This window comes from Limnohabitans curvus (genome assembly GCF_003063475.1).
GTDB lineage: Bacteria > Pseudomonadota > Gammaproteobacteria > Burkholderiales > Burkholderiaceae_C > Limnohabitans > Limnohabitans curvus.
Genome location: NZ_NESP01000002.1, coordinates 22,735 through 43,953 on the forward strand (window position 1 = coordinate 22,735; position 21,219 = coordinate 43,953).

Here is a 21,219-nt window from a genome sequence, read left to right on the forward strand (position 1 = left end):
TATGAGAGCCAAACGATCGCTCGGTTTCATTTTGGCTTTTGCAACAACATGGGCCAATGCCTTCTGTTTTGCAGAGGCCGCAAAACGCTACGGCGTCGACGAGCGGTTGCTTATGGCCATCGCAAAACAAGAGAGCGATTTCAAACCACACGCGACACACACTAATGATAACGGCAGTGTCGATGTTGGGCTGATGCAAATCAACTCACAGCACTTCAAGACGCTTCGTCGATTCAATATCACGGAGCAGTCAATACTTGACCCTTGCGTGAACGTGCATGTAGGGGCCTGGATTCTTTCGATGGCCATCAAAGAGCACGGGCCGACTTGGCGCGCTGTCGGCGCCTACAACGCTGGCGGCAAGCCAGAGCGGGAAGCGGACAGGATCAATTACGCCGCCAAAGTTTTCAAACACCTTGAGCGCCTGACGAAGAAGCCGCTAAGCCTCGCAGCCGAACCCAAAACTGTTTATTCAATGCAGGTGATCGAATGAAAAGACTACTAGCCACATTGCTTGCTCTTCTGGCTGCATCAGCACTTGCAGAAGACCTTGGAGCCAAAGGCCCCGTATACACACCCGACAAAGACGGACGCGAACAAATGAAAGACATCGTTCGCAAAAAACAAAACTCTGGCGAGGTTGATAAATATTGGCGCGACTATCAAGCAAAAACAATCGACGCTATTAAAAATCCTGCGCCGCTTGGCATTAAGAGCAGTTATGCCCCGCGACTCGAAATGCGCGAATTGCGCTTCACCATCCCCCAGGACTACAAGAACGAGAGTGGACAAGTGGTCGTGAGAAAAGGCACGGTTGTTGAGCCTCTAAAAATCCAACCATTGACCTCTGGCTTGATTTTTATTGATGGCCGAGACCAGCGCCAAATTGACTACGCAATCATGCGCGGTCGCAAGGAGCCATTGAAGATCGTTCTCACAGCAGGCTCACACTATGACCTAAGGGTTCGTTACAAAGATGCGAACTGGTGGGGCGGCAAGACCATTCCCTTCTACTTCGATCAGAAAAAAATGATCATCTCTAGCTTGCAAAGGTTGTATGGCATTGATTTGAATTCCGTCCCTGTTGCCTTGACGCAGCGTGGAGATCGACTTGCTGTTGAATACGGAGTCATTCAATGAAATTTATTCAAGCTTTGGTGGGCCTTGCATTATCTTTCGCCTCATGGTCGGCGCTTCCACAGTCGGCATGCAATGGCAAGTTCCCAAACCTCATCACAGACATCTGTTACGACTGCATGTTTCCCATTGGTTTGGCTGGTGGTTTGTTGAATCTGGGCGTGAGCGCAGATGACTACGAAACCGGAGCGAGCCACTTTCCCGTGTGTATTTGCGCGAGTAGTTTGTCAGCAGGTACCCCCATGTCATTTTGGGAGCCGCGATACATGGTTGATACAACCAACAAACCTGGCTGCATGCCCCTTCTGGGTGGCATTGACATTAGCCCCCCCTACAACGCAAGTGAATATGGCGGAGAGAAGTCCATAAATAAGCAAATTGGCGGCAGAGCTAAGTCGGCCTTTATGCACGTTAATGAATACATCAACCCCGTCATGACAGCCCTGGGCGTCATTGCAAATTCGCCGTGCTTTGATTCGCGGTCCTTTGATGTTCCATTCATTAGTTGGGCGGACCCAACTTGGAATGACGACAGCCTTTCGTTGATGTTGACGCCCTACGCATATCCATTTGCTGGTATTGCGAGCATTGCAGCCGAGATGCCGGATGCTATTGCTGCGACAGCGTCTTTTCCAATTGCCTCGCTCTTCTGGACCGCAGGCGCATGGGGCCCTATGTACCCACTAACGGGAAACGTGGGAATTGCAAACACACCAGAACAAGTTTCGCACTTAGTTCTCGCACGTCTGTTCGCAAAGCTCCACGCAGCAGGAGCGCAACAAAGCCCAGCCGGGCAAGAGGCCCTGCAGTCCTGCGGCGCGATGGGATTGCCTCAAATCATCATGGACAAGCGGCAATACAAAACGAACCGCGTGTTTCCATTCCCAGACAACATGTGTACCCCAATCGGTCGACCACTTGCTCTGCAAGAAGTAGGCGCGGCTAGGCCCAACGATAAGGACTACGGGTATTTTGTTTTCCAGCGCAAAGATTGTTGCCAACCTTTTCCGGTGAACTGAAATCATGAAGACAAAGATCGCACTCGCATTTTGTTTCGCCCTCGCGACCTTCGCGGCAGGTGCCCAATCCCTTGCTGATTCATTTAAGCCACCGATGTGGGCGTCCTATGTTTTCGTCTCTTCTGCTATGCCTCGGGCGGCAGTTTTGCAGCTCGCAAAAGAAGCATCGCTCACAAAGTCAACGCTTGTTTTGCGTGGGTTTGAGGAGAAGACAGGCACCCTCGATGGGGCTAAAGCATACGTTGCAGACATCAATGCGAACTGCTGCGGGAAGAGCCCACCATCGTGGACGATCCACCCAAAACTCTATGAAACATTCGGGATCAAATTCACCCCGGCCTTTGTTTTGGCTAAGGAAATAAATCCTTCATCAAACGACTTCGCCCTCGTAAGCGGCGACATCGGATTGCCCAACGCGCTCAAGTTTTTTGCGCAGCGGTCCACAAATTCTGAGGTCAAAACAAAGGCTTCAGAAATTTATACAAAATCTTTCTCTTCGAACTGAAAAGTATATGTTTCTGTTTACTTGTCAGGTAGAATCTCGGCCATACAACTAATACTAATGATTGCATGAAACGAATTTTTCTAACCATTTATGTAGCGATTTCGGCAGTCTCGGCGACAGCCTCTGCCGCCGAATTTGCAGCTCCTGCGCGCTTTGAAATATCAGGTGAGAGAGGTGCCGGATGGGTGAACTTCGCCACTCCAGAGGGGCAGTTTCTTTACGGCGAACCAGTTGCCAACCGAGTGATCGGTGGCGCGTCCAACAAGGCATTCGCGATAGGTGGTCTTGAGCGAAAAGACTACGAGTTTTTTAGCTACCAAGAAGAAGAGGCCCTTTGGCTGGTGATGCAAGACCAAATCGCCGCCATGCAACCAAAGCCAAAGCGTAAGGCGAACCCAAGCCTTGCCGCACAAAAGATGAACTGGCCCAAGGTGGTTGTGCGCGATTCACAGGTATGCGTTCCTGTTTTGGAGAGTGCAAATGCAGATGACTGGCGCGAACACCTGACCTGCACGGAGGTCCCTCTCCATGATTAATCAGTCATTCCGGATTCCCAAGCGTGGCGATGCGGGGGTGGCCTTCCTTGGTGTCGAACTACAGGACGCAGTCATCGTGATTGGCAGTGTCTTTGTTGGTCTTTTCTGCGGCTCAGCTTTGGATATGGGGAACGTTGGCTTTCTCGGCATCCCGATTGCGGGTTACGCAGTTAACCGCGTCTATATCGACTGGCAATCAAGAACCCTTCCAGGAGCCTTCAGAAATTTTCTGTTCAGTGTTGGCCTGTCTGGATATTCGGATGCTTTGAAAAGCCAAAAAACGGTATTCATTGGCGACAACCAAATCATCAACCCCGCAGCAAGTCAAGTCGTTGACGAGTTCACGAAGAAAGCAACAAGGAGCCCTGCAAATGGAAATGAATCAGCGTAACGAGGCGGTGTCAGAGCTTCGCACGAGAAACAAGCACCTAACTTACGCGGTCTTGGCTTCCGCTCTTGTTTGCGTTGGCGTGACCTTCAAGCTGGTGAGCCAGAGCGAAATCATCATGGTGCAGACGCCAGGAATGCCTGCGAATTCAATCATCGAAAGAACTTCCTTCGACAAGAACGCACAACTGGCGACCTTGAATGCAATCACCAATAACTTGGGAAACCTCAATCCCGCGAACGCGGAATACCAGAAGAAATTCCTTGAGTTGTATTTTTCGCCTGAGGCCTATACGCGCCTGAGCCACGAAATCGACTTGAGGGTTGAGAAGGCAAAAGCCGAGCGCGAGTTGGGTAGCTCGTATTTCGTTTTTAAGCGCTACGTCTATGACGAGCAAATTAACAAGCACTTCATCGTGGGCGAGCAACACACGGTGAATGCCGCAAAGGACTCTGCAGAGCCCTATGTCTATGAGTACGCCATCCACATCGAAAACTATCGACTGTGGGTTGACGACATCAAGGTGTACCCCGGCGAAAAGATTCACAACTCCGAATGGATTAAGGCGAATTCAAAATGAAACTGCACAAATACCCACGTACTTTAGTTGCGCTGGCCAGTTTGCTGCTGGCAAGCCTTGTATGGGCTGATGCACCAGCCCCAGAAAGCACGCCAGCATCCGACAAGCAGCATGTCGAGATCGTCAAAAAAGTCGCGCCCAAGAAAGAGTGGAATTCGACCGAAGTCAACTCGGCAATAGCGGTAAAAAATATCCCAACCAAAGAGATCAATCTCCCAGGCGTCATGAAGATCGAGGGGGCGTCTACAAGCGCACTTGATTTCACCCGAGCAAGAACCATTCAGATGAACAACGGCGGCAGCGTGTCCGTCTACTTGTCTTCTACTGAACCAAACCGCATCCAGCTCCCATTTGTTAATCCGCATGTCATCGGCACCACCGATGTAATGATCGACAAACGAGCCAAGAGCAACAACATTTATGTTGCTTTCAAACAAGGCGTAACCAAAGCCGTCCCGATCTTCATCGAAACAGACGATGGCAGCGGGCCAGTTCTTGGTCTGCAATTAATCCCCAAAGGCATTGCCAGCCAAACAATCATTGTTGAAGACGTTGCACCTCGCGCCGCATCTGACTCGGCAAAAGGAAACAAGGGCAGCGAGTACGTTGCTTCCACTCAAAGCCTGATGGAAACGGTTGCGTTGAACGCAACGCCCAATGGCTACTCAATTGTCGAAATCAAGGTTCCACCAATTGCCATGAATGGTTTGTTGGTCGAGGTTGAGAAGAAGCTGAGCAACAGGGAAGCAGACATCTTTGTCTACCGAGTTCTGAACCCAGGACCAGCGGCAACAAGTATTCGTGAAAGCGAATTTGATGGCGATTTAGTTCAGGCGATTTCAGTTCACCCCAAACCAAATCTCAAGGCGGGCGAGTCGACAAGAGTCATCGTTCTCGCTCGTAAAGAGCAAAAAACAAAGGGGCAATGATGTTTGAAGAACAAGTCGAAAAGTGGAAGGAACTTGACCCAAAGATGAAGGGCATATTTGTTGCCATCCTCGTTTTGGGTTCCGTGTTCATCTTCGTTCAATCACAGAAGAACAAAGCAGCAGAAAACGCCGCAGAACAAAAGCGTATCGAAAAGGCCGCAGCTGACGAATTGAAAAAGAAGCCCGGCGAGTCGTATAGCTTTACAGCGCTGCCATCTACGAATCGAAATCAAGGCTTAGAAGACCTGACTGCGGAAATTCAGCAACTTAAGCAAGAAATTCAGGCCGCAAAGAACTCACAACAGTTTCCCTCAGCAGGCGTAACCGCAGCAACCCCGCCTGCTGTGGATTTATCACGACCCTTGCCTGGTGGTGTACAAAACCCGAACGTTGACGCAGCTTTAGATTTGGCGCAACTGGACCCGAAAAAGGCACCTCGCGGAGCGGCAGTTGCCACGCTGGATGAGCCAAAGCCTCTGCCCGCAGCGCCACAACTCAAGACATGGCCAGCCGAAAAAATCACAGAGAAGGAAAAAACACCAGAGCCAAAGATTGTGATCCCGATCAACTCGGCGCTTGAGGGCGTCATGCTCACGGGCATTAACGCTCGTCCAGGTGGTGCTACATCAGGCACAGTTGGTTCGTCTACATCGGCAATTAATGTGGGCGCACCTTTCGTTACGAAGATCAAGGGCGATGCAACACTGCCTAACGGCTGGAAGCTCAGCGACCTTGGTGACTGCCTGATGGGCGGCTCAGGCATTGCGGTTTTGAGCGCAGAGCGCGCTTACGCGATCAGCGACACCATTTCATGCGTAGCCCCCAACGGAGACGTATTTGAGGCTCCTATCAAGGCCTATGGCGTCGACGCAGACGGCATTCAAGGTTTGGCGGGGAAGGTTGTGAGCAAGCAGGGCGCGATTTTGGCGCAAGCCTTCATCACTGGCATCGCTTCAGGCCTTGGCACCGCACTCGCGCCGACTGCAGTACCCGGCTTCAACAACACCGCATCGGGTGGCTCTACTGCATACCAAACGCCAGACCCATCAATGGTTGCTCGCACAGCAGTTGGTACAGGGGTGTCTAACGCCGCTTCGCAGCTCTCTCGCTTCTACCTTGAGTTCGCTCGTGAGACTTTTCCTGTGATTGAAGTGTTGGCAGGTACGCGCATCACTTGGATCTTGAAAGAGTCCGTCGAATTCAAACGCACGAAAAAAGGAATCCAAAAATGAAATCAACCAAGTTTTCTATCTTGGCCAGCGTTTGTGCCTTGCTTGTTTTGCAGGGTTGCGCCTCTCAAATGAATCCCGTGGGCGAGGTGAAGTTTGACTGCAATCGTCGTCAAGACGCCAAGAGCCCCTATTGCCGCTCATTTCGCTCGGTTGACGCTTCGACTTCAGGCGAGATCCCGCAAAGCCGCTTCGACAAAGATTTTCAGATGGAAGAGCTTGATCGTTTGATTGGCATCTCACCCGATGAAGAAGCAAAGGGCGAATCGAATGCGAATAGCAAACCCAAGCAAGCCCGTCCCGTGGTTCTGCCACACCAAGTGCGTCAAGAGCCTCCATTGCTTGGCGCACCAGTTCGCGAAGGGCCAGTGGTGCAACGCGTATGGGTCAAACGCTTCGTGGATGGCAACGATGTCTTGACTGAAAACACTGTTGTCTACAAGGAAATCCGTGGCAATCGTTGGGCTGGTTTTGATGGGCAAGGTAGCTCAGTCATTGGTGACCAACGCGTCTATCCACATCGCCCTTTGGAGCCGCAGTCCACTCCAGCGGCCAATACAACCCCCGGTGACGCTCAACGACCACAGGGCGCACCCTCAAACGAATTCAATCAGCCAGGAAGCAATTCCGAGCAGTCCGAATCAGCATTTGATCCCGCTGTGAGTGGATCGCAAACCATGCCTAAGTAAAAGGAAACCTCATGAAAAACACCTCCCCACTCTCGTCGCAAGACGTTGGTACTTTGCAAATGAGCGCGACATTGGTCCTCTCAGTTCTGGCCGTTCTTGGCACGCTCGCCGCCCTGAACGGTGGAACCGCCCTGACAGCAAGCTCATGGGACTCTATGGTCACGTATTTGCAAGGCATGCTCAGCAGCACTTGGGTGCTCGTTTTGGCATTTGCCTCATTGCTCGTTTGCGTATGGCAATTGATGCATGGCGCAGGCTACCGATCGGCTGGTTTGATCTTGGCAATTCTCGGTTTCGCTTTGATCGGCCCAGGTGTTGTGCGCGCAATGGCAACGGCCACTGGCGAACCAGCATCCATCACCGTTGCTCCTACCCAAATCGAATACCAGAAGTAATGTTGAGCAATGGGGACGCTCAGTCGATCTGAGTCCCTCATCAAACAAAAGGGAATAACCGTGACTCTCCGAACCCCAAATTTCAAGACTCAATTCGCCTCAGACTTGATCCACCTGGACACGTACACGGCGAATGATCATCTGATTGTCTCTAAGGCAAAACAAGACAAGACCTATGTTGGTCGCGCCTATTTGATGAGTCCACTGGTAGGCGGGGGCGGTGAGTTCGGCACGGTTGTTCAGAACATTTTCAAATCGTGCCCAGACGACTCATTGATTCAAGTGAGCCTGATATCTGAACCAGATTACGAAGCTGCTCGCCTTTACGCCAAAGGCAAGACGCACGGCGGTGAAATGGTTTCAGAGCTTGTGAACAAGCAAAAAAGTGTATTTGAGTTCGCCACTAAAGTGGCCTGGCAAGCGGACGTTCCTCTGTTGAACAAGAGATCTTTGATCGTGTCTCTTGCTGTGCCAGTTAAGAACTTGAACGCCGAAACTCTCTCAGAGTCAGCCTCATTGCAAGCAGACTTTCTGAATAACATGCGTGGTTGCGGTTTCGCAGACGCAGAAATTCTTAAAGCTGGCGAGCTGTTGGGTTACTACAGAAAATTTGCCTCGATTTATACGCCTCAGAGCAACGTCGAGTTAGACGAGCTGCTTGAGTTGCGCCACCAAGTCTTTGGCCCAGACCAAAGCATCGATTTTCGCGACAGCAAGGTCGGGATATTCGACGGGCAGACATACTGCGCCGAAGTGACCGCCAAGAAGTACCCAGAAGAAGGCTATCACGGCCTCACGAGCTTGCTATCTGGCGCCCCATTCAACAGCGGCTCCTCAAGGGATGGTGGTGGACAGCGAATTCTTACGCCTTTCATCTTCACGACAACCGTTCGTGTGGCGAATCAACGCAAAGAGATGGATCGCGTTGAGAACGCCATTAAGTCGCGTCAAAACACACAGACTCTCCCATTCAAGCTGGGCAATGAAGCCCCAGCGCAGGCAATGGTCGACCTGGACTACATGAAGAATATGTGCAGCACGGACGGAGATAAGTTCGTCTATGTGTCAACAACCGCTTTTGTATTTGGAAAAACTCGCGAACAAACAATTGACGTTGCCACGACCCTCAAGGGCACATTCGACAAGTTGGGGTTTGATGGCCGCTTGGTGAGAAACGATGGAATCGTTCGCTGGGCTCAGGCGCTGCCTTTGAATTTCGCCCCAAGCATCGCTGAAAAATTGAAAAGCGAATGCATCATGCCTTCGTCTGCCGCAGGCTGCTTGCTGCCCGTTTATGGCGATCACGCTGGTAACGCACGTGTCCACACAAACAACACAGGCTCAATGTTCATCACTCGCCGAGGCGCAGCGCATTACTTTGATCCCTTTGTTTCGGATAGCAACTTCAACGGCGTTATTGCTGCCGCCCCTGGCTCGGGTAAATCGTTTGTTTTGCAATACCTGATCAAGAACAACCTCGCCGAAGGTGCGAACATCTTTTTATTCGACAACGGTCGCAGCGCGAAAAAACTATGCGCGTCTGTTGGGGGTGAGTTCAACGAATTCTCCCTTAGCACTACGGACATGCCTTCCCTGAATCCGTTCACGGGCCTGAATGATCAGGAATTTGATGAACAACAAGAAGTCATTACATCCTTGCTGCTACTGATGGCCTTTGAAGGCGAGGTTCCACATTCTGGTGCGCGTATTGCAATGACTGAGGCCGTTCGCGCCGCCTACGGAAAAAAACAAGGCGATGCGGAAATCAGCACGGTTGTTGACAGTTTGGAAATCATTCGCGCCTCAGCAGGCGACAAAGTCGACTTGAACGAAGTTGAGCGAGCAGCAGGGAACTTGGGGCCTCGTCTCAAAGCATTTCTGGAAAGCCCAACCCGTGGCCAATTCTTCCGTGGCAAAGGCACGATCAACCCAACCAAACAATTCACTGTGTTTGAGTTGGGCGGGTTGTCTGGTGATGGCCACCTTCGTAAATGTGTCATGTTCTTTGTACTGAACATGCTCATGTCGCGTATCAAGACTGTGAAGGGCCGCAAGTTGGTGATGGTGGACGAAGGCCTCGACCTCCTGAACGACGAAGCTGCAGCACTTGCAATGGAAGGCATCTACCTCAAGGGACGAAAAGATGGTGTTGGTGTTTGGACTATTGTGCAATCCCTGCTCAAACTGTCCGAGACCTCAACAGGTCGAATCATTCTCAACCAGTCTGCGTGGAAGCTGATCTTGGCTCAGAAGTCAGAAGAGGTGAAAAAACTTTTCGAGCACAACATCCTGACTGGATTTGCTCACGATCCGTTCTTTCGGCGCATGGTCGAAAGCATCGAAACCCGCAAAGGTGTTTTTTCGGAAATTCTGTTTGTTGGTGATCGCTATTACGAAGCTGCCCGACTTTATGTCGACAGATTCACCTCGACGTTGTTCAGCTCCGAAGGTGATGCTCGCGATGCTGTGTTTGAGCTGATGCAGCAGGGTATTAGCGCGGTCGATGCGGTCTACCAAGTGATGGGCGATAAGAAGCGTTCACGTTTGCAGTTTTTGAAAACCGCGATTGACCAACTGTTCTTTGAAGACTCTCAGCTGACCAAGGCTGAGTTGCTCAACTGCGTAAATGAGGTAACCCAATGAAATCATTAAAAGACCTCATCTTGTCTGGTGATTTGCCGTATGTCGCAGCGCTTGTATTCATGGCGGCAGGTTTTTATGCTGGCATCGAGTACAAGGGCGATGCACCAAGAGTCGTGATTGCTGAGCGTGGTGCCGTGATTCTCGAAGCCGTTTTGGATCGCCATGATGCCGCGCCTGAAATCATGGAGAAGGAAATCTCTCAACCAGTCATTGCTGTCCTCAAGAAATACGCGGACCTTGGCTACGTCGTGATTGACTCAAGCAAGGACGAAGCGGGGCATTACATGGTTGCAGCGCTGCCAGCGGAAACCAAAGACATTACAGCCGAACTTCGCGAAGCTATTAAAAAGCCCCAACCAACCACAAAACCAGCAGCCATTCCCGAGGCGATCGCGCCTCCAGCGAGCCCGAAATGAGTGCGGTCGACGAAAAAAAACAAAGGAGGGTCGTCTGGGGCGCTCTTTTGGTTGCGCTTCTTGCGGTGAACTATTACTGGTTTAAATCACCCATCACGATTGGCTTCGATCCCAATGACGAGAAGTGTCTACCAGACATGCACCTCTCGCTCCTGGTTAAACAACACCCCACCAATGTCGAGCGGGGTGATTTGCTTTTCTGGGAGCCCTCAGGAGCGCTGGCCTACATCAAACAAGCTTATGTCTTAAAGAGGGTTAGTGGGGTGCCAGGCGACCGTTTGCAAGTAACTGACGAAGAAGTTCTCGTCAATGGTGAGGTGGTAGCAATGGGCCTGCCACTGGTAGACGTCACCAAAGTTTCTACGAAGGCATTCGAACGCGATGAAGTGATTCCTGCAGGCAAATTTTTTATGACAGGAACCCACCCCTTGTCCAACGATTCCAGATATTGGGGCTACTTGGATGTCGGCTCAGTGGTCGGCAAAGGCTACAAGATTTTCTAAGGCAACCATGAAGAATGCAATCACTCTCCTCGTTTCGCTGTCCTTTGCTGCGGGTTCATACGCGCAAAGTGACAAGACTGTCCGCATAGACGATGCGTATGGTGATGCATTTACTAACTACACCCCTTACATAGCCCCTCAGAAAAAGGCCCAACCAAAGCCAAAACAAGTCACACCACCCGCACTCACCCAAGAGGGCAAGCAAGAGCCAAAAGGAGAGCAAAAAGTTGATGTCGAATGGTTGATCAAAAACTACCCGATGTTGGAAAAGCGAGCCATCGATAACCCATCAGAAGAAAATATTTCAGCGCACCTGTATGCCAAGCGAATCATCATGGACAAGGCGCAGCGCTTCGAAGAAATGCACATGAAGGTGGTTAACGAAGACCCCTTGCTCAACGAAAACAATCGAGTTCCCTACGCATCAGCAGGCGCTCAATCCATCCGGAACGCTGACTACCTCGCGCAACAGAAGGCTGTGCGCGAGCTGGGCGAAGTGGGCGGACTCGTTGCCTTTGTAGATGGGGGCTGCAGATTTTGTGCAATGCAAGTGCCCGTCCTAGCCATGCTCAAGACTAACTACGGCATGGAGACATTGGTTGTCTCAATTGACGGAAGAAGACCCAAGGGCTACGCAGGCCCGATTGTTGTTGATAACGGGCTATACAAAAAACTTGATTTGAAGTTAACCCCCTCCATCGTTTATGTGCCAAAACCAAAGGGCTACGAAGGGGATGCAGACCCGAACAAGTACTTGGTTGTTTCGCAAGGTTTTTATGCAGCAGACGAATTGACGAAGTTAATTGCGTTTGCTGGCCACAACATGAAGTTGCTATCTGCCGAAACGACTCGCGATCTCGATGTTTGGACCCGTGGCGTTGCATCCACTCAGGACCTTCAGAGTTTGACGCTAGATCCAGAAAAGCCAGAAACGTTCAAGAAGAAGTTGCAACCTATTTTGCTCAAGCAGTACCAGTGAGGAAACAGAAATGAAATTACGCCATCTCGCAGCATCCATCGCACTCGCAACCCCCTTGCTGGCCAACGCAGGCATCATGGGCGACCTGAACTCAATGTTCATGAGCAACTCCACATCGAGCGGGAAAATTACCACCAAAGACAGGGTGGGAATGTTCGGCGGTAGCTTCAGTATGCGAGCCCCCATCAAATCGGTGACCATCATTGCATTTGACTCTCCCCGCATCAACGCTGGGTGCGGAGGCGTGGACTTATACGGCGGTTCCTTCAGTTTTATCAACCATCAGCAGCTTGTAGACATCTTCCGAAAAGTTGCAGCCAATGCGGCAGGCCTTGCGTTTAAGGCGGCTATCAAGGCCATCTCACCAAGCCTCGACGGACTCATGACCGAGTTTCAAACGCTGATGCAGAACTTGAATAATTTGAGCAAAAACACCTGCCAAATGGCGCACCTCGTTGTAGACAAGGCAGAACGCACAATTTCAGATGCTGTGGGCGGGGCGGGGAGCGTAGGCGCTACACAAAAAAGCATATTTTCAGACGCCATGTCTGGACTTCAAGGCTATCTAAGTGATGCTAATGATTATTTCAAGAAGGCGGGAGAGGTAAATCCAAAAGCAGGAAACTCTACTGTGAAGGCGGTCATTGCATCTGGAGCATCCAACATCCTCGGCATGGCCGGCCTCGGAAATTACGATGGAACGGGTGATGATGCAACAGATCCCAATTCACTGAACAACAGAATATTGATCTCCTTCCTTGGTTACGAGGTTTCGGGCGTTCCATGTATCACTTCAAACGAATCAGGTCAGCAAGACAGTAGCCCAGCAGGCGTCGGTAGCACACCTGGTCGCATTCAGTGCAGAGGCCCTGCAACTCTCACGTTGGACGACATGGTCAAAGGCGGTGGTACGGGGTCAATCCGCGCAACAACACCACTGACGCTCTACCGCTGTGCAAATCCATCAGGTGCGGGCGTGGCAAATGGCGGCTTCGACCCACAAATTTGTACACAAATGCAAAAGGCTAATTTCAACTATCAGGGCATTCAGGGCTGGGTTAATCAAATGCTATTTGGGTCCGTCACATCCGGAACGGTCGACCCTGCATCTATCGTGGGCAAGATCAATAGCGGACAAATGTTTAGCTTCACAACGGCCCAGATTCAGTTCATGCAGCAATCGGGACTCCCGGTTATTGCGCTGCTTTCCAAAACGTCGAACCCGCAATATCGCGTTTCGATGGCTGAGCGTCTTGGTTTTTACCTTTCCGATTGTGTTGCTGCGCGTTTTGGTGAAGCACTCTACAAGTCGGCGAACTCTGTCGAATACGGCAATAGCCACATCTTGAATGACGACGCGAAACGCAATATCGAGAACCTTCGCAAAGACTATATGGACAGACAAACCGCCTGCGTGAAAGACAACACGGTACTCAAGATTGCACAAGAGCTATCTACTTCTGCCACCCTGAACGGCAACACGAAGTGAGGCGAGTATGTTTCCAACACTAACGATTTATTCGGTTAGCGCCGACCTCACCATGCTCAACGCCATCCTGAATGGCGTGGCAATGATCGTCAATCAGACCGGATTCATTTGGGGCTTTGCCCTGCTTGTTTCCACTTGGAACATCATCCGTACTGTTACGAAAGCTACGTTTGCATCTGTAGGTGGCACCGGCGGATCCGCAATGGGCACGGGCGCTTTCGACATCATCATGCCCCTCATCTTTGCCTCGTTACTAACCGCTCCTGGAATGAAGGTTTCAGTCAATCTTGAGAGCACCATCAATGGCAAATTGTCCAAAGTAGACAATGTGCCGTTTGTAATTGCCCTAGTCCCCGCGATGGCTAGTGAATTAAGCCAAGAGCTGGGCGCCTTGGTCGAAACAGCGTATCAAAGTGCTGGAACCAATTACTCGTCAATTTCCGCAAGTGGAAATGGGTTTGTAAACCCTTTGAAGGTATTGCTCACGTCAAGGACAGCAATCATGCGCCTTGGTTCAGTTGATTCACAAGTTAAAAGTGTTGTTGGTGCCTGTATTAACTCTGACTCGGGAGCAGACTACTCAAAAATCATCGCCAAGGTGATGAATGCTGGAAATACGGGCGCAACCATCGCGGAATCAATCCCTATTAATGGCATCCCTAAAACCGCCCTAGGCGCACTCTTGTATCAAGCCTCGCTCAACACAACAGGCTTGGTGACCGATATGAACATTAGCTCGCAGTCGATCTCGACTTGTGCAGATGCTGCGTACATCGTGGCCGACAACATTGGTAATACTTTGAACTCAAAGGAATTTTCGCGAGTTGTTCAAGGCGCAGTGAACGGAGCGGATCAGCCAAACCCAAATGCTGATTACAGCTTCACAAAGTTTGCTGAACAGTACACCGCAGTTCGCACGGCCAACACATCACTAAGCGCACTCGCCGATGGAACAACCCAAGCAAATGCCGAGGCGATCAATCTTTTGTTTTCTGAGCTAGTGACCTCTGACCTCAACTGCTTGAGATCCGACGCATCAAACAAAACGACCTGTCAAGCAGCCGCGATTCAAGGTCTTGAGATCGAGCGTAACAACATCCAGCGCGCCGCCAATGAGGTTCAAATGCTGAAATATGCTGGCAGCTTTGCAAACCACATCATGGCACTGATTATTGGCCTTGGCCCTGTGGTCGTGCTGTTCATGATGTTTTCTGGATCAAACGCCAGCAAATCAATTTATACAGTTGTACACATCATGGTTTGGCCACTCTTGGTGCTGAACGTGGGCGCAGAGATTATCAACGGCATGATCTATATGCAAGTTGCAACATTCCTCACCAGCATCACGCAGGGTGGATATTTGTCTCAGGCTGTAGCAGTTGAGGCCTACAAGCAATTCAGCATTCAAGTTGGCACCGCAGCTCACATCATGTCTAGCTTGCCCGTATTAATGAGCATGATTTTTGGCTTGAGTGCGACAAGCGCGATGGTTTCGGTGGCCAGTCGCATGAGTCCACCTGATTCGCAGGCTGCGCCCGCAACAACGCCTCAGGCGATGAGCACCGCTCCAATTTTGCAAAATTCAAGTCTTGCAAGCGCCTCACAAGGTGCGGGTTACAACACGCTTGCGGAGACGGGCGCGATTAAAGCCGTGAATCAGAACGCTCAGTATGGGCAATTGGCCCAACAAGCTCATAGAGCGCAAAGCGAGGAGACCGCTCGTCAACAAACGATTACAGAGGGTGAGTCTTTGACAAAGGCCTTCACAGAGAGAGGCTCGCTGTCAAACGCTACACGTTCAGGCATTGATACATCAACAGCGAAATCGATCAGCAATCGAGTCGCTGAAACTATGCGGAATTCAAACAGCGAGCACGTCAACGACAACGCTTCATCCAGCAAGTCCAACATAAATTCGACAACAGCTGGAGCGGGTGCTTCTGCTGCTGGTTCGGTCGGCGCTGGCGGAGAACACAAAACAGGAGCAGGGGCGGGAGGATCATTGCGAGCTGATACTGGCACTACCGCAAACGACTCCTTGACTCGCACTCAAACAGCTGGAAGATCGAAGTCCGTCGAGGAAGCCAAAGCGGTTGAAAAAGCGATTGGCGATGAACTTCGAACAGCCAAGACGAACGGCAGCAGCACAGACAAGGTTAAAGCCCTTGAGGCCATGTACTCCAAGCAGCAGCAATACACAAGCACGCTTTCGGAAAGTTTGAGCAATAAGGACTCATCAGGGCTAAATAACTCGAATACGAACTCGCTGGTTTCGTTTGCTCAGAACTACTCTTCAGAGAGTTTGGCGCACTCCATCCAGACAAACAAAGGCATGCGCGATTTCCAACTCACGGAGGGGCGCAACTTTGAACAATCGTCAGCCGCCGCGAAGCACATGCGCGATGCCACTCAAATGGTGGACTCTGGAGCCTCCGATCAAGTCAGAATGAGCCCGCTCGCACGCCAAGCTGCAATTCGCCACAACGCAGCAGTTCGTTTGTTCAATGATGGAAACGCCAGCACCGACGAACGCAAAATGGCCTCGGACTATCTGACTAAGCAAGGCATGGCCATCTCAGGCCTTCAGCAAGAATTTGGTCCAACGGACAGACTATCCCACAAGGTAGATCGCCCCGAAGATCAGACCGGAGTCGACGCACGAAACCTTGATCAGCGAGCTGGGAAATTCCTCCCGCCCGTCCCTCAGTCGACACCTAGAGCAACTTCACCAAGAGCCGCCGCACCAACTAAAACGGGCACTGGGACACCACCCCCACCCACAACCCCATCCGTAACAGTCAACGCAACTCTTCCAGAGGTGAAAGATGCATTTGCGAAAACCGATGCAGCAGGATTAAACCAAGTGACAGGCGATGGGACAGCAATTAGAACGGCGAAAACCATTGGCGAGAACACCAAAAACTTCCTCACTAGCGGCACGAATGAGCGAGTTGAATTCGGGAAACTGGATGACGGTAAAAAATAAATTAATTACAGATAATATGAACAGTACAAATGGAGAGCCCCATGCTTGATTCAGATTTCGTAGTAGGCTTAACTGTCATTCTCACCCCCTTTATTTTGGTGGGGGTGTTTGTCGCTCGTCGGCGCAAAAGCAGCGCCGCAATCCGCCACGGTGCGGCATATTCTTCATTGAACGCAAACGGACTACCAATGGTCGGAGGCGTAGACGTCAATGGCAACTCCTTTGGTTCTATCGACGTTCATCCGACCAATGTGAACGGCCTCCCAATGGCTGGCGGCGTGGACGTCTGCGGCAACGCCTTCGGCTCTACGGGGCACACCTTCTAAGCGCACCCGCCAAAAAGCTAAACGCCCGTCGATTCACGGGCGTTCTTCTTTGTGCGTTTCTTTACCAGTTGAAGCTGGCCGACGTTCGGGCTTGCCTGCTACTGTTGGCGCGTTCGGCAGAGATTTTCTTTCTCACGTCCATCATGCTGAACCTCTCTTTCTTCCAGAGCATCAACTTGACGGAATATGGGCTCACGCCGTACAGCTCGCCAATCTCTTTGAGACTTCTTCCAGCGTACAGAAGTTTTTTCCAGTATTCGTATCGCGTTTCGGTCACCTGTTTGCAGCTAAGACCTTTGCTCTTGCGCTCTCTGGCAACATCCTCGACGGATATTTCGAGCACCTTGGCTATAACTGGATCTTTGATGCCTCGCAATAATGCATCGGCGATTTTTTTCTTTTGTGTCCGGGTTAGGGTGCTCATTTGCATCATTGCTCTGTCATTGTTGGTTTGTCAGCTAGAAGATTTGACAAGGGCCTCACCGCGCCATTGAAATAATCCCATTTACTAGCTGACTGAATAGTGCAGCGTCACCCTTGGTGAATTCAGGTGTAACCACATAAGTACCCGCCACGGCGACCGCAGGCGTGTTTAAAACCTGCAAATTATGCCGTACAGACACATAAAGTTCTACATCTTTCATGATCTGTGCATTGTTGGCTTTGACTAGCGCAGGCAGTGAAACTGGAAGTTTCGATGCTCGTCCCAAGCGGTCAATTCCTGCCCAGCTTGTAGTGGAAATTCCCTTGTCTTGAGTTGCAATCATGGACACTTCGATGAATGCATTCAGATAAGTGGGGTGGTAACGCTGTACAGCAGCAAACGCCATTGCGTAAGCCATTCCATCTGCCTTGTTCACCAGCGGGGTGTAGACGAAGAGCTTGTCCTCGGGGAGAGTTGCAGCGAGGTTGCGGAAAAACTGCAAGTACATGCGCGAGTATTGGCATGCAGGCGAGAAGAACACGCGAACCGTTTTCTCCTCTCCGGGTATGGGCTTGACCTGCAAGTATGGTTTGAGCTGATCAATTTGAGAGTTGCTTTGCGCGAGCGCCTCGCGCATGCCAACAATTGCCGTGCAAGCGAGAATTAAACTGCGGCGACGCATAGGCCCCCCTTTCTTTTGCTCAAGATTTTTTCCACAGAATCGCCCCCTTTGTTATCCCTTGAGACGTAAGTCGCATCGATCGCTGCAGCAACTTCCGACAGCGATACGTTGTGCTCAGAAGCTAAGCGAATCCGCATATTTGGATTTGTTTGTGCATCAGTGTTTGACTCCAGCGAGACCATGCAGTCCTTGAGTTTGCAGTGCGAGCTTTCAATTCCGCGAACACCCGCAGAGGCCAAAGATTCGTATTGCGATTGATCTTTTGCAACCCTGTAAAGGGCTGTTGGGTCCATGTTCCCCGCCCGAATGATTTGTTTCATCCGATCATCCATTTGGATGGCCTCGATCATGGCCACCTTGCCAGTCTTTTCGTGCGAATCGACTTCCAAGATTTTTGTTTTACCTGGCATTCCGTTGAGCGTGAGCCAGCTAACTTCATCCTGGGTCAGTGTTCGTTCATGCAGAGAGCCCGCATAAGTAGGAATGAGACGCTGTGCGAGAACAAGCTTGAGCGAGTCAGCGATGTTCAGTGGGTCAGCTCCGAGGTCTACCAAGCGCGCAATTGTTTCGTGAGCGTTGTTTGCATGCACTGTCGAGAGCACGAGGTGACCTGTCTTTGAGGCTTCGATGGCAATCCTCATCGTTTCTTCGTCGCGGATTTCGCCAATCAAGATAACGTCAGGATCGGCGCGCAAGGTGGAACGAAGCGCACGCGCAAAGGTGAACTCGCCCTGTGTTTGCAGCTGTTTGATAGGCCCCGCCCCCCGTAGTCGAACTTCGACGGGGTTTTCAATCGTCACGATTGAACGTTGCCCATCGTTCAGGTAACCAAGAACGGCATTGAGAAGAGTGGTTTTTCCGCTGCCCGTAGGGCCGCTGGCCAAGATCAAACCGCTTGGTTCTTCAGCCGCAGATTTGATCGCGTGGAGCAGCGTGTACGAGAGGTTTAGTTCATCAAGCGCAGGCCTCCTTTGCTGGTCAAGAAGTCGGCAAATGAAGCAGAAGCCGTCGAAGGTTTTGATGTACTCGACGCGCATGTCGATCGCATAAGGATTGTCTTCGCGTGGGGTGAGGCCATGCTTGCGCGCATACGTTGCAGGAAGCGCCATCGAAAAGCGCGTTGATACGGTCATGCCAGTGCTACCCCCTTGCGGTGTGCCTGTGACAGCAAATAACTTTGATTCAAAGTGACGCCCGTGATCTCCGTGGTACTCCATATTCACCATCCCCTTGGGCGAGCGGATATGGATGTGGACGGTCGGGCTGTTTTTGTCTCCTCGACCCTCAATATGAACGTCAGAAGAGCGAGTAACGATGGCCCAGACAAAGGCGCGACGAATGAATCTCTCAATTGGTCCAAGCACAGCATCGTGCTTCACCACCATCACTTCACGCTGCTCCCTGTCGGTTAGATGGTCGATGTCCATCACCTCTGGCAAGAGCTGTTCGATCATGGAAATGTTCCTTTTTTGGAGTTGAAAAATAAACGTTTTTATTTACTTGTGATATATTAACACTGAATAGTTAATGCGACTCACATGACGAATACACAAATCGTACTTATAGCGGGTTTTTCAGGCGTAATGATGGGCTTGAGCGGTGGTGTTTTCGCTCAAACATCGGGCTCTCAGACCTATTCGACGGTGGAGAGCCAGGTCGCCAAATCAGTTGCAATTGACAGGCAAGCCGCCGCTCAACAAAAAGAAGCCCGAGCCACGGCTTTGGCGGCAAATCCAAACGCGCAGCAAGGGGCCATTGATTCAGCCTTGAATTCGCTCGTCATCAAAAACGAAACGAAGAACCAGCAACAGCTCAATCAAGCATCTGTCGCGAGCGCCACGCCAAGTTTGGTTGAGCAAGTAGGCGCAACCCTTCCAAAACTCGCTCAAATTGGCGGGCAACTCAAGTACGGCGAGCACATCGTGATTAGCCAAGAGGGGCCAGAAATCATTGCGTTGATACGCTCGCTGGTTACTAGACAACAGCCAGACCAAAGGGCAGTAATTGCCCGTCTCCAAGAATTTGCATCAAATGGAAAGCCAGAGGCGGTCCACTTCTTGGGCTTCAGCTTTGAGCACGGACTTTATGGGGCACCCAAAAGTCTCAGTCAAGCCACCAAGTATTACCAACTTGCAGCCTCCCAAAACTATCAACCGTCCCTTTACAACTTGGGACTGATTGCCGCATACGGCAAGTCTGGGAATGCTCCAGACCTAGAGCGCGGCCTTGCATGGATGGCAAAGGCCATGACGCTTGCAAACGATACCTCAGGGCGAGTGTGCGGCCTCGCGTCATTCCTTGCGTTTAGAACCAACCGTCAACCCGAAGCCGTTCGTTTTGCGAAGGGGTGCAACTCAGCTTTGGCGCACATCCCACGAGCCTCGCTAGGGGACACCGAGAGCCTGCCAATTCGTGTGGGTTGGCTGCGCGATTCAATTGCAACAGGTGCTGACGATGGCTACTCGTTGATTGCCAAGATTTCAAAACCCCTGATCAAGACGGACAACAACTTCACGTTTTGCAAATACGTTTTGATCAATAGGCACTACCGAAGAGCAACGCTTCCCAACATTAAAGACGAAGCAGCGCGCTGCGTCGACCAAGTTGGAAAGATGGTTGGGAGCGAAAAGGGGTGGAGCGTTCAGCGCGAACAAATCATTGCAGGCGTAGCCAGTTTCGTACCAATGGAAATTGAGACGTTAAAGAACATGCGCAAGTCCAACAAATTCCACTACTCCTGGACCGTGCCCTATTTGCCGTTCGCACAGGCCGAAACAGATCTGTTTGAGCCATTACTCACAAAGGAAACCCAGCGATGACACTGCGTCCAAATATCCGATTAGCCAGCATGTTTGCCATGCTGGCGTTCTCAGTTTCGGCAATGTCGCAAGGCATGCCGACAAGCGTTTTCACAGAAGCACTGACCAAGGGGCAAGCAAGCGTTGAGTTGCCAAACGACCAACAATTTGCACCGCTCGTCCAAGCCATTCGCGGGCGCACTGGAAGTAACGGCCAGATCATGGTCTTTGCAAAACTGATCACCCGATTCAAAGAGCAGCCCACCTGCGGTCGCGTTGCTTTCCTCGTTTCACAGCCATCTGCCCACATCGCATGGGATGACCTTGGTGGACAGCTCAATATTTGCCAAGACGGCTTGCCCCCGAAAAAAATGTGCAAGAGTCATCCTGGCCATCTTTATCCGGTGGGCGCATCGTGCCCAGACGGAACCCCCGCGCAAGACACTGCCGAAGTAGAGGCGGCAATTGAAAATGCACTGGCGACCGGAGGCTTGAGCAATGAGCAAGTTAAGGCGAAGGCCGCTAAAGCTTCGCAAAAGCCAACGGGGGAAGGCGGCAAATGAGGC

The 21,219-nt window shown here is 51.1% G+C and carries 23 protein-coding genes; 20 read left to right on the forward strand and 3 right to left on the reverse strand.

Going from position 1 to position 21,219, the window contains the following annotated elements; translation table 11 throughout:
* The first annotated feature begins 1 nt into the window (after nucleotide 1).
* The 18 genes from B9Z44_RS14390 to B9Z44_RS15090 all read left to right on the forward strand — a co-directional run bounded on the left by B9Z44_RS14390 (nucleotide 2) and on the right by B9Z44_RS15090 (nucleotide 16,749).
* A complete protein-coding gene (locus B9Z44_RS14390) occupies nucleotides 2-493 on the forward strand; it encodes a lytic transglycosylase domain-containing protein (protein WP_108402954.1) in 492 nt (163 codons plus the stop codon).
* Nucleotides 490-1,140 carry a conjugal transfer protein gene (locus B9Z44_RS14395; protein ID WP_108402955.1) on the forward strand — a complete coding sequence of 217 codons (651 nt, stop codon included), beginning with the start codon at nucleotides 490-492 and terminating at the stop codon, nucleotides 1,138-1,140. Before B9Z44_RS14390 ends, B9Z44_RS14395 begins: the two co-directional genes overlap by 4 nt.
* Nucleotides 1,137-2,156: a TraU family protein gene (locus B9Z44_RS14400; protein WP_108402956.1), complete on the forward strand. Its 1,020-nt coding sequence runs from the start codon at nucleotides 1,137-1,139 to the stop codon at nucleotides 2,154-2,156. The genes B9Z44_RS14395 and B9Z44_RS14400 overlap by 4 nt, the downstream gene beginning before the upstream one ends.
* Nucleotides 2,157-2,160: 4 nt before the next feature.
* Nucleotides 2,161-2,661 (forward strand): TrbC family F-type conjugative pilus assembly protein, encoded by a 501-nt coding sequence (locus tag B9Z44_RS14405; RefSeq protein WP_108402957.1) that lies wholly within the window; start codon nucleotides 2,161-2,163, stop codon nucleotides 2,659-2,661.
* A 65-nt stretch (nucleotides 2,662-2,726) separates the two neighbouring features.
* The gene (locus B9Z44_RS14410; RefSeq protein ID WP_108402958.1) at nucleotides 2,727-3,197 is read left to right on the forward strand and encodes a hypothetical protein; all 471 of its coding nucleotides are present in this window, start codon (nucleotides 2,727-2,729) and stop codon (nucleotides 3,195-3,197) included.
* Complete coding sequence (locus B9Z44_RS14415; RefSeq protein WP_108402959.1) at nucleotides 3,190-3,588, forward strand: hypothetical protein; 399 nt, start codon at nucleotides 3,190-3,192, stop codon at nucleotides 3,586-3,588. The genes B9Z44_RS14410 and B9Z44_RS14415 overlap by 8 nt, the downstream gene beginning before the upstream one ends.
* Nucleotides 3,569-4,165, forward strand: coding sequence for a TraE/TraK family type IV conjugative transfer system protein (locus tag B9Z44_RS14420; RefSeq protein WP_108402960.1), 597 nt, complete (start codon nucleotides 3,569-3,571; stop codon nucleotides 4,163-4,165). Before B9Z44_RS14415 ends, B9Z44_RS14420 begins: the two co-directional genes overlap by 20 nt.
* Nucleotides 4,162-5,094 carry a TraK domain-containing protein gene (locus B9Z44_RS14425; protein WP_108402961.1) on the forward strand — a complete coding sequence of 311 codons (933 nt, stop codon included), beginning with the start codon at nucleotides 4,162-4,164 and terminating at the stop codon, nucleotides 5,092-5,094. The genes B9Z44_RS14420 and B9Z44_RS14425 overlap by 4 nt, the downstream gene beginning before the upstream one ends.
* Nucleotides 5,094-6,326 carry a TrbI/VirB10 family protein gene (locus B9Z44_RS14430; protein WP_170108518.1) on the forward strand — a complete coding sequence of 411 codons (1,233 nt, stop codon included), beginning with the start codon at nucleotides 5,094-5,096 and terminating at the stop codon, nucleotides 6,324-6,326. Before B9Z44_RS14425 ends, B9Z44_RS14430 begins: the two co-directional genes overlap by 1 nt.
* A complete protein-coding gene (locus tag B9Z44_RS14435; protein ID WP_108402963.1) occupies nucleotides 6,323-7,012 on the forward strand; it encodes a TraV family lipoprotein in 690 nt (229 codons plus the stop codon). The genes B9Z44_RS14430 and B9Z44_RS14435 overlap by 4 nt, the downstream gene beginning before the upstream one ends.
* 11 nt (nucleotides 7,013-7,023) lie before the next feature.
* Complete coding sequence (locus tag B9Z44_RS14440) at nucleotides 7,024-7,407, forward strand: hypothetical protein (protein ID WP_108402964.1); 384 nt, start codon at nucleotides 7,024-7,026, stop codon at nucleotides 7,405-7,407.
* A gap of 60 nt (nucleotides 7,408-7,467) precedes the next feature.
* A complete protein-coding gene (locus tag B9Z44_RS14445; protein ID WP_146180634.1) occupies nucleotides 7,468-10,050 on the forward strand; it encodes a TraC family protein in 2,583 nt (860 codons plus the stop codon).
* Nucleotides 10,047-10,466 carry a hypothetical protein gene (locus B9Z44_RS14450; protein WP_108402966.1) on the forward strand — a complete coding sequence of 140 codons (420 nt, stop codon included), beginning with the start codon at nucleotides 10,047-10,049 and terminating at the stop codon, nucleotides 10,464-10,466. Before B9Z44_RS14445 ends, B9Z44_RS14450 begins: the two co-directional genes overlap by 4 nt.
* Nucleotides 10,463-10,969 carry a signal peptidase I gene (lepB, locus tag B9Z44_RS14455; protein ID WP_108402967.1) on the forward strand — a complete coding sequence of 169 codons (507 nt, stop codon included), beginning with the start codon at nucleotides 10,463-10,465 and terminating at the stop codon, nucleotides 10,967-10,969. Before B9Z44_RS14450 ends, lepB begins: the two co-directional genes overlap by 4 nt.
* A gap of 7 nt (nucleotides 10,970-10,976) precedes the next feature.
* Complete coding sequence (gene traF, locus B9Z44_RS14460; protein ID WP_108402968.1) at nucleotides 10,977-11,948, forward strand: conjugal transfer protein TraF; 972 nt, start codon at nucleotides 10,977-10,979, stop codon at nucleotides 11,946-11,948.
* Between the two features lie 10 nt (nucleotides 11,949-11,958).
* Nucleotides 11,959-13,437, forward strand: a complete 1,479-nt coding sequence (locus tag B9Z44_RS14465) for a conjugal transfer protein TraH (RefSeq protein ID WP_108402969.1) — start codon at nucleotides 11,959-11,961, stop codon at nucleotides 13,435-13,437.
* Between the two features lie 7 nt (nucleotides 13,438-13,444).
* On the forward strand, nucleotides 13,445-16,423 hold the full coding sequence (locus tag B9Z44_RS14470; protein ID WP_108402970.1) for a conjugal transfer protein TraG N-terminal domain-containing protein: 2,979 nt from the start codon (nucleotides 13,445-13,447) through the stop codon (nucleotides 16,421-16,423).
* A gap of 41 nt (nucleotides 16,424-16,464) precedes the next feature.
* Nucleotides 16,465-16,749, forward strand: a complete 285-nt coding sequence (locus tag B9Z44_RS15090) for a hypothetical protein (protein WP_146180635.1) — start codon at nucleotides 16,465-16,467, stop codon at nucleotides 16,747-16,749.
* Nucleotides 16,750-16,810: 61 nt separating this feature from the next.
* On the opposite strand, the gene B9Z44_RS14475 is transcribed toward B9Z44_RS15090, so the two are convergent.
* The 3 genes from B9Z44_RS14475 to B9Z44_RS14485 are packed head-to-tail and all read right to left on the reverse strand — an operon-like array spanning nucleotide 16,811 to nucleotide 19,309.
* Nucleotides 16,811-17,173, reverse strand: coding sequence for a hypothetical protein (locus B9Z44_RS14475; protein WP_146180636.1), 363 nt, complete (start codon nucleotides 17,171-17,173; stop codon nucleotides 16,811-16,813).
* Between the two features lie 55 nt (nucleotides 17,174-17,228).
* Nucleotides 17,229-17,855 carry a thioredoxin domain-containing protein gene (locus tag B9Z44_RS15385; RefSeq protein WP_245912847.1) on the reverse strand — a complete coding sequence of 209 codons (627 nt, stop codon included), beginning with the start codon at nucleotides 17,853-17,855 and terminating at the stop codon, nucleotides 17,229-17,231.
* Nucleotides 17,837-19,309 (reverse strand): GspE/PulE family protein, encoded by a 1,473-nt coding sequence (locus tag B9Z44_RS14485; RefSeq protein ID WP_108402972.1) that lies wholly within the window; start codon nucleotides 19,307-19,309, stop codon nucleotides 17,837-17,839. Before B9Z44_RS14485 ends, B9Z44_RS15385 begins: the two co-directional genes overlap by 19 nt.
* 84 nt (nucleotides 19,310-19,393) lie before the next feature.
* On the opposite strand from B9Z44_RS14485, the gene B9Z44_RS14490 reads away from it, so the two are divergent.
* Both B9Z44_RS14490 and B9Z44_RS14495 read left to right on the forward strand, forming a co-directional pair.
* Complete coding sequence (locus tag B9Z44_RS14490; RefSeq protein WP_108402973.1) at nucleotides 19,394-20,674, forward strand: tetratricopeptide repeat protein; 1,281 nt, start codon at nucleotides 19,394-19,396, stop codon at nucleotides 20,672-20,674.
* Nucleotides 20,671-21,216, forward strand: coding sequence for a hypothetical protein (locus B9Z44_RS14495; protein ID WP_108402974.1), 546 nt, complete (start codon nucleotides 20,671-20,673; stop codon nucleotides 21,214-21,216). The genes B9Z44_RS14490 and B9Z44_RS14495 overlap by 4 nt, the downstream gene beginning before the upstream one ends.
* Nucleotides 21,217-21,219: the final 3 nt, after the last annotated feature.

Excerpts from the sequence above, each read along its gene's own strand:
- B9Z44_RS14405 (WP_108402957.1), top strand. The coding sequence starts at position 2,161 with ATGAAGACAAAGATCGCACTCGCATTTTGTTTCGCCCTCGCGACCTTC.
- B9Z44_RS14440 (WP_108402964.1), top strand. The coding sequence starts at position 7,024 with ATGAAAAACACCTCCCCACTCTCGTCGCAAGACGTTGGTACTTTGCAA.
- B9Z44_RS15090 (WP_146180635.1), top strand. The coding sequence starts at position 16,465 with ATGCTTGATTCAGATTTCGTAGTAGGCTTAACTGTCATTCTCACCCCC.
- B9Z44_RS14435 (WP_108402963.1), top strand. The coding sequence starts at position 6,323 with ATGAAATCAACCAAGTTTTCTATCTTGGCCAGCGTTTGTGCCTTGCTT.
- B9Z44_RS14465 (WP_108402969.1), top strand. The coding sequence starts at position 11,959 with ATGAAATTACGCCATCTCGCAGCATCCATCGCACTCGCAACCCCCTTG.
- B9Z44_RS14495 (WP_108402974.1), top strand. The coding sequence starts at position 20,671 with ATGACACTGCGTCCAAATATCCGATTAGCCAGCATGTTTGCCATGCTG.
- B9Z44_RS14425 (WP_108402961.1), top strand. The coding sequence starts at position 4,162 with ATGAAACTGCACAAATACCCACGTACTTTAGTTGCGCTGGCCAGTTTG.
- B9Z44_RS14450 (WP_108402966.1), top strand. The coding sequence starts at position 10,047 with ATGAAATCATTAAAAGACCTCATCTTGTCTGGTGATTTGCCGTATGTC.
- traF (WP_108402968.1), top strand. The coding sequence starts at position 10,977 with ATGAAGAATGCAATCACTCTCCTCGTTTCGCTGTCCTTTGCTGCGGGT.
- lepB (WP_108402967.1), top strand. The coding sequence starts at position 10,463 with ATGAGTGCGGTCGACGAAAAAAAACAAAGGAGGGTCGTCTGGGGCGCT.
- B9Z44_RS14395 (WP_108402955.1), top strand. The coding sequence starts at position 490 with ATGAAAAGACTACTAGCCACATTGCTTGCTCTTCTGGCTGCATCAGCA.
- B9Z44_RS14490 (WP_108402973.1), top strand. The coding sequence starts at position 19,394 with ATGACGAATACACAAATCGTACTTATAGCGGGTTTTTCAGGCGTAATG.
- B9Z44_RS14430 (WP_170108518.1), top strand. The coding sequence starts at position 5,094 with ATGTTTGAAGAACAAGTCGAAAAGTGGAAGGAACTTGACCCAAAGATG.
- B9Z44_RS15385 (WP_245912847.1), bottom strand. The coding sequence starts at position 17,855 with ATGCGTCGCCGCAGTTTAATTCTCGCTTGCACGGCAATTGTTGGCATG.
- B9Z44_RS14485 (WP_108402972.1), bottom strand. The coding sequence starts at position 19,309 with ATGATCGAACAGCTCTTGCCAGAGGTGATGGACATCGACCATCTAACC.
- B9Z44_RS14410 (WP_108402958.1), top strand. The coding sequence starts at position 2,727 with ATGAAACGAATTTTTCTAACCATTTATGTAGCGATTTCGGCAGTCTCG.
- B9Z44_RS14390 (WP_108402954.1), top strand. The coding sequence starts at position 2 with ATGAGAGCCAAACGATCGCTCGGTTTCATTTTGGCTTTTGCAACAACA.
- B9Z44_RS14400 (WP_108402956.1), top strand. The coding sequence starts at position 1,137 with ATGAAATTTATTCAAGCTTTGGTGGGCCTTGCATTATCTTTCGCCTCA.
- B9Z44_RS14475 (WP_146180636.1), bottom strand. The coding sequence starts at position 17,173 with ATGAGCACCCTAACCCGGACACAAAAGAAAAAAATCGCCGATGCATTA.
- B9Z44_RS14420 (WP_108402960.1), top strand. The coding sequence starts at position 3,569 with ATGGAAATGAATCAGCGTAACGAGGCGGTGTCAGAGCTTCGCACGAGA.
- B9Z44_RS14470 (WP_108402970.1), top strand. The coding sequence starts at position 13,445 with ATGTTTCCAACACTAACGATTTATTCGGTTAGCGCCGACCTCACCATG.
- B9Z44_RS14415 (WP_108402959.1), top strand. The coding sequence starts at position 3,190 with ATGATTAATCAGTCATTCCGGATTCCCAAGCGTGGCGATGCGGGGGTG.